This is a genomic window from Oleiphilus sp. HI0061, assembly GCF_001635675.1.
This window is the reverse complement of record NZ_LWFE01001201.1, coordinates 1-4,884: the sequence shown is the minus strand read 5'-3', so window position 1 is coordinate 4,884 and position 4,884 is coordinate 1. Positions and strand designations below refer to the sequence as shown.

Sequence of the window (4,884 nt, the reverse complement as noted above, 5' to 3'; positions counted from 1 at the left end):
ATTAGAAATATTTATTGATGGAATAATCTCATGTCTTTTAAAGCTCTTTCCCGGCAGAAGCTAACGGGCCGCACTCTTGTTTTATTACTGTTGGCTGCCTTTGTTCTGGTGCTGGCCTTATCAAGCCTTGAACCTTTAAAGTTTTTGAACCTTCCAGGTTTGTTGCTTGTGGTTTTGGGAACGTTTACCGGGGCTGTCTTGAGTCACTCATTTGACGATTGCCTTGCCGCATTTCGACAAGCTTTTCCAAGAAATAAAGCCGAGCACTCTGACGTGGCAAACGAAGCCAATATCATTCTTCATTTTGCTCAGCTTTGGTTTAGAAACCAATACACCCTGATCGACCGGGATTTATCAAAACTGGATAAACCTTTTTTGAAAAAGGGGCTGCAGATGATCAGGGATCGCCAGCCAAGCGACGATATTCTTTCACTTCTCAATTGGCAGATTAGCCAGGTAAATTTAAATGAAGGGCGCTATATAGGCATCTTCCGCACCCTGGCGAATCTTGCACCGACTTTTGGTATTGCCGGTACCGTGCTGGCCTTGCTCAATATAGCTTTTATCTTGGAGCAGGGCAGAGCCGTTTCTGAGGCGGCAAGCCTTATGGGTTTTGCCTTGGTTAGTACCTTTTATGGTTTAATCCTGGCGAGCTTTGTATTCAAACCGATTGCTGAAAGGCTGGAGCAGCGTCGATTAAAAGAGGTTCAGCATATTACCTTGCTTGCAGAAGGTATTGTTCTGATTCACGAGCGTCGGACGCCTGCGGTGATTCGCGAGACCTTGATGACTTACATCGAAAGCATGAACGCATTATCAGCTAATCAGCAAACCACTAAAAAGCCAAAGCGAGCTTCGAAGAAGCCAATGTTAGTGAAATTTGGGCTTCAGCGCTCTGCTTAATAAACTTCTACTGCTTGAGAAACGTAAATGAGTAGTGCATTAAATCGCTCAGATAATTATTCAGACTTACGCCATAGGCGTCCTGCTGATAATTTCAAGGCCATGTTATCTAAAGTCGATGGCTTCGCAGAGAAGGCTCAGAAGAAGGACGCAAGCTCTTGGTCTGAAAAACTTCGACTTGCTAAGTTTCAATCAAGTGAAGGTGTGTCTGAGCAAGGCTCGAACTCTTCCATATTTGTTGATTTATTCCTGCTCATGCTAGCGCTGGGCTTATTGCTGTATTTAACGTTTCGCTCAGTGCAGGCACCTGTTTTGGCGCCTGTTGAGAAGCCTGCTGATTTGTCTGTGTTCACTGATGAACTGATGGATTTGACCGGTATTGGCCAAGAGGGTGGCGAACTTGATGCTTCAGTACTCGCCACGCTTATCAATACAGGAAACTTAAAACAGCATGTTCAAATAGAAGATTCTGAACCCTACCTAAGCTTGCAACTTAGTTCTCGTGTTCTTTTTAATGCAGGGTCTTATGACTTGGCTCGTTCAGGGGCGTCTATTTTGGATAGCTTGCTACCAGAGCTTCGAAAGCAAGCAAAGCCAATTGTTATTGAGGTTCACACAAATGGCTATGCATCCTTGTATGGCGAAATCACCTCCGAGCAGGAACTAAGCGAAAGACGCGCGGAAACCTTAATGGACTTCTTTATTTCTGAGGGAGTCGCAGAAGCTCGTATCAGTGCTAAAGGCTATGGTGACTCTAGACCAGCCAGAAAAGAAGACTCGGCTCAGGCGCAAGAGCTGAATCGCAGGGTGCTTTTGAAGCTAGAGAAATAGTGCTTTAGCTAAGCTTTGAATTTGCAGTTGTGCAAAAAAATAGATGAAGCTTAGCGTCGCTAAATTTGTTGCTATGATTAATACGCCACTTTTTTTGCTTTTGAAAGCAGACCTAAACCTAGCATTGCCGGCGAGATCTAAAGCAAGCATTTCGAAGCGCCACAAGCCTCATATTGGCGGGCTGTTTTTCACCTTCTGAAACAGAGGTAATATTGCAAGGTCTAAGAAATTCTAACGGTGCTGGATAAATTCATTAAGAATATCCAATACGCTATCTGATAAGCCAATAAGCTCTTCAACTGCACCCTGCAGAGATAATGGTTCAGCGCCTGCTCGTGCGACCTTATAGATTTCTATGCCCTTAGCGTGTACTTTCGGATGAACATCTTCATAAAGCTCTTTGAAGCGACTCTTGGAACTTAGCTGCTGTCCTTTATCAGACATTAGGTATTTCCCAAGGCGACATTGGGTATGATCTTTTAGCTCACTCTCTTGTACGCTGTTTTGTCCAAATAATGCAAAACGGATAACCTTATCTACCCACACAATATGGTCACTCTTGGCCATGCGAAGCAGTACATCATCGTTGCTTACATCAAAGTAGCTCAAACACTCTACTTGCAGGTCACGTAGATATTCGACATTTTTATACATATCTTTGAAAATGGTGAATGATTCATTAATGCCATCAGCGGTATTTTGCACACCTCTTGCCATATCTTGTGCTACGGAAGCTTGCTCTGTTGCTGCTGAGGCAATTTGAGCTGTTGCATCAACATTTTCTGTAGCAGCGGTTTGAGCATCAGAAATTGTTTGAACTAACTGTTTTCGGTCTTGATGAGAGTCTTCTAGTACACCAATAGTTTCTCCTACGATGCGTTCTACATCATTAGCTCCATTTACTACACCGCTCACAATAGATTGAATTTCACTCGCTGCTTCAGCACTGCGGTGAGCGAGTCCACGCACTTCATCGGCGACTACGGAAAATCCGCGTCCAAACTCTCCTGCTCGTGCGGCTTCAATAGCAGCGTTTAACGCGAGTAAATTCGTCTGATCAGCGATTTCATTAACAGTAGTCGTCAACTGAATGATACTTTTAGTTTGTTCAACAAAAGTTTCGGCATTACGCCCAACATCTTTGATAGATGATTCAATTGAGTCTAGCTTTTGAACAAGTAAACTAAGGGCGTCACTGCCTCTACCAGCCTCATCGCATGTATGCTGGGCACGCTCAAGTACCTGTTGACCAAGTGACTCTATTTCTTGCGCGGTAGCAGACATTTCTTCGATAGCGCTCGCTAGTTGAATCGATTCGGATACAACCTCATCTAACCGGCTGTTTAGCTGTAAACCTTCACGTCCAAACCTTGATACCACTTTTGCCGAATCAACTGTCTTGTCGGCGATTTTAAGAAGATCGGCGTCAGACTCGTTTTTTACGAACGGTAACAGCCATGCTGGGGCATTTGTTTCTGTCACTTCTCCGCTAGCAAGCTTTGAAAGCCAAAGAGTTACAGTAGATTCTTTTAAAAACATCAAGTATCCGCAGAATTAGAAAGGTATGGGTTATTATTTATAAAGCATCCATTAAATGAATATTAGACTGTAATTAAAATTATCGCCATACAAGGTCGCTTATTCTTATGGCGCTCGGTAATGTCTGCTTACGAGCTTTCTACGCCCCTCGTACTGGTTAATTAATTTAAAGGTGAATTTTTCCATTGGGTGCTCAGATCACACAAACGCTGGCTTTAGATCTTCTTCTTTTAGCAAATCAACTACGGATGAAACGATATCTTGTTTTTGCGACGCATCACTATGAACAGCATAAACTTCCCTTACAAATGACTCGGCACCGTGAATAGGGAATAACTGCTTAGATTGAACAAACTGTTCAACGAGTACCTTTGGTAATAAAGCTACCCCACCGTATGTCATTAGAAATTCCAAGGCTATATGAGTTTGTCCTGTATGTAGAATCGGTGTGTGTGGTTGATTGAAGAGGCGAGCTTGAAGGACATTTACAGATGTTCCCCAGTCAACAAAAATATGTTTAGTTTTGGCAAGCTCTTCAGTTGCAGCCCAGTTTTGGTCAGATACAAACATTAACTCGACCTTGCCAATTTTAGTGAGAACTAATTCCGTAACACTTGGCGGGTCTAGTAAAACAGCTATATCGATACGTCCACCTAACAAGGCCCTCGTCAAATCTTGAGGACTGCTAATTTCAGTCCGAATGTTTAAACCGTCAAAGGTATCGACCACTTTTGGTAAAAGTGACTGTAGAAAAGTGTCCCAGAGGTTTGAGGTGCTGCCCAAAGCGATCTGCATATCCAGCTGGCCAGCCGCACCTACATCCTGTAGTGCTGACTGCCACGATGTGAGTACATTTTCAGCATGGGGTAATAAACGTTCGCCCGAGGGGGTTAATAGTATGTTATTACGCTCGCGCGTAAACAAACTCATTCCAACACTTTCTTCCAGCTGCTTAATTCGAAAGCTTACAGCAGATTGGGTTAAGCAAAGATTTTCTGCTGCTTTCCCGAAGTGTCGAGTCTTGGAAACTTCCATAAAAGTGCGCAGAAGATCTGTATTCATATCGATTAAAAATATTTATCGTAATTAGAAAAAAAGTTCATTTTACAGCATAAATCGATTGAAAGCATAATCGCGCGAAATAAGATGGTTAGATTATATTAGGCAAAAATATGGCTAATAAACAAGCATTCCACACAACGGGTAAATTTTGGGCTATAGAGCATTTTCCAAAAGGAATAGCAAGAAGCGGCCACTTTACTAAAGAACAAGCACAATTACTCGAAGATTATGGTAAGTCATACAAGGCTCTCTATGGCGGAGAGCTAAAGCCTAGGTGTGATGAAGAGAAAGAGTTTGTATCCGTTTTTATGGGGAAAAAAGAGGCCTCTAGCATTCATGAAAGAGCGTGGAAACGCTTCTTAGAAGTAAGCAATCAAAGGCAGCGCTTACACATTTCTATGGGCGCCCAGCCTTCTTCATCAGTAGATTTTTCATCTTATGATGATGACAGCAACTTAAGCGATTAGGCCTTCTCAATAAGGGGATCTAATTTACTAATCGATAATTTTTATTTATCAGGAAATTATGAACATGAATATGAATAAGTTC

At 42.6% G+C, this 4,884-nt stretch carries 5 protein-coding genes; 3 read left to right on the top strand and 2 right to left on the bottom strand.

Annotated features, from left to right (window positions below):
* The first annotated feature begins 30 nt into the window (after positions 1-30).
* The gene (locus A3735_RS18730; RefSeq protein ID WP_068508880.1) at positions 31-903 is read left to right on the top strand and encodes a motility protein A; all 873 of its coding nucleotides are present in this window, start codon (positions 31-33) and stop codon (positions 901-903) included.
* Positions 904-930: 27 nt separating this feature from the next.
* Positions 931-1,734 carry an OmpA family protein gene (locus A3735_RS18725; RefSeq protein ID WP_068508878.1) on the top strand — a complete coding sequence of 268 codons (804 nt, stop codon included), beginning with the start codon at positions 931-933 and terminating at the stop codon, positions 1,732-1,734.
* A 231-nt stretch (positions 1,735-1,965) separates the two neighbouring features.
* Here A3735_RS18725 and A3735_RS18720 read toward each other — a convergent pair whose 3' ends face one another.
* Entirely contained in the window at positions 1,966-3,273 is a 1,308-nt protein-coding gene (locus A3735_RS18720) for a methyl-accepting chemotaxis protein (protein WP_082865343.1), read from the bottom strand.
* 198 nt (positions 3,274-3,471) lie between these two features.
* Positions 3,472-4,335 carry a LysR family transcriptional regulator gene (locus tag A3735_RS18715; RefSeq protein WP_068508875.1) on the bottom strand — a complete coding sequence of 288 codons (864 nt, stop codon included), beginning with the start codon at positions 4,333-4,335 and terminating at the stop codon, positions 3,472-3,474.
* 110 nt (positions 4,336-4,445) lie between these two features.
* Here A3735_RS18715 and maoP point away from each other — a divergent pair, with 110 nt between their 5' ends.
* On the top strand, positions 4,446-4,802 hold the full coding sequence (gene maoP / locus A3735_RS18710) for a DUF413 domain-containing protein (RefSeq protein ID WP_068508873.1): 357 nt from the start codon (positions 4,446-4,448) through the stop codon (positions 4,800-4,802).
* Positions 4,803-4,884 lie beyond the last annotated feature (82 nt).

Excerpts from the sequence above, each read along its gene's own strand:
- A3735_RS18730 (WP_068508880.1), top strand. The coding sequence starts at position 31 with ATGTCTTTTAAAGCTCTTTCCCGGCAGAAGCTAACGGGCCGCACTCTT.
- A3735_RS18725 (WP_068508878.1), top strand. The coding sequence starts at position 931 with ATGAGTAGTGCATTAAATCGCTCAGATAATTATTCAGACTTACGCCAT.
- A3735_RS18720 (WP_082865343.1), bottom strand. The coding sequence starts at position 3,273 with ATGTTTTTAAAAGAATCTACTGTAACTCTTTGGCTTTCAAAGCTTGCT.
- A3735_RS18715 (WP_068508875.1), bottom strand. The coding sequence starts at position 4,335 with ATGAATACAGATCTTCTGCGCACTTTTATGGAAGTTTCCAAGACTCGA.
- maoP (WP_068508873.1), top strand. The coding sequence starts at position 4,446 with ATGGCTAATAAACAAGCATTCCACACAACGGGTAAATTTTGGGCTATA.